Source organism: Bathymodiolus platifrons methanotrophic gill symbiont, from assembly GCF_002189065.1.
Lineage (GTDB): Bacteria > Pseudomonadota > Gammaproteobacteria > Methylococcales > Methylomonadaceae > Methyloprofundus.
Genome location: NZ_BDMN01000564.1, coordinates 1 through 1,323 on the forward strand (window position 1 = coordinate 1; position 1,323 = coordinate 1,323).

At 42.6% G+C, this 1,323-nt stretch carries 1 protein-coding gene; it reads left to right on the plus strand.

From position 1 onward, the window contains the following. Positions 1 to 807, plus strand: an 807-nt coding sequence (locus tag CDZ78_RS20510) for a transposase (protein WP_174664606.1), incomplete at its 5' end; no start/stop codon positions are given. Between the last annotated feature and the right edge of the window lie 516 nt (positions 808 to 1,323).

The window sequence follows — 1,323 nt, forward strand, 5'->3', positions numbered from 1 at the left end:
CGGGCGCGGCAACGGCCGTTCAGTACAGCTGGTGCACTTCGTGGTAATTTAGCGTTTGGAGGCCACATTAGCACACGCACTGTAATCAGACGCCTCCACCATCAGGGAATGCGAGCGCGACGACCCATAAAACGTCCACAGTTGACATTACGTCATCGCCATGCTCGATTTGACTGGTCACATGATCATTTGGGGTGGACTATTCGCACATGGAGACGGGTCCACTGGTCTGATGAAAGTCGTTTTTTGTTACGCCCTACCGACGGTCGTGCAAGGGTTTGGCGCCAACGAAACACTTCATTTCAGGACAACCACATTTTGGGCACAACTGCTTTTGGGGGTGGGGGTGTAACTGTCTGGGGTTGTTTTTCCTTTGACTGTAAGTTGGACTTGTACGTTCTTGATGGTAATCTGACAGGCCAAAAATACCGTGACAATGTGCTCGCTCCACGCGTAGTCCCCCATTTCGACAATCATGCGTTGGCTGACAGGCCAATGTTCATGGACGACAACGCTAGGCCACATAGAGCCCGAATTGTACAACATTTTTTACAGCAAGAGGCTGTTCAGACAATTCCATGGCCTGCGATGTCGCCAGACATGAACCCTATAGAGCATGTATGGGACTTTATTGGCCGAAAAATTAACCAACGCAATCCAAAATGTCAAAATATTGACGAATTAAGAACTGCTATCTTACAGGAGTGGCAACAGTTCCCCCAAGAACGGCTTAGGCGTCTTGTGCGAAGCATGACGAGGCGTGTTACAGAACTTCACAATAAACGCGGTGGATATACTCGTTATTGATTTTTATGCCTTACACATACGCACAATAGATGCATTTAAAAGTTCTTAAAATCTGAAGACTCTGCATTTTAATGCAATGTTAAAAACTTCCATCAAAGACAAACTGGTTTTACGTTTTTCCAGCGCCTGTTTTGAACCCCATTTTTGCCACGTCATAGTCACGTCTTTCAGGATGATAAATACTTCGTAGATTGGTAATTTTAGAGCCCTTGGTGTAGTCTTTTAAGAAGTGTAAGAAAAATGGTGATATCTATTTTATTGTTTTAACAGTATTGATGTAAAAAAATATATCGATAAAAATATAGGGTGGTGCTTAACTTTTGTCGGAGTGTATATATGGATCGTGGCAGGGACTGCATGGATCACTTACATCATTCTCTATCCAGAGTTGTCGTTCCTGCTACGCTACACACCATCTCTGTCAACGCTCATTACACAAGATTTTTGTAAAATTTATAAACAGTAAAAAAAATCTACTTAAAATTGTTTTAATTATTGTATATATCAATAAAGATG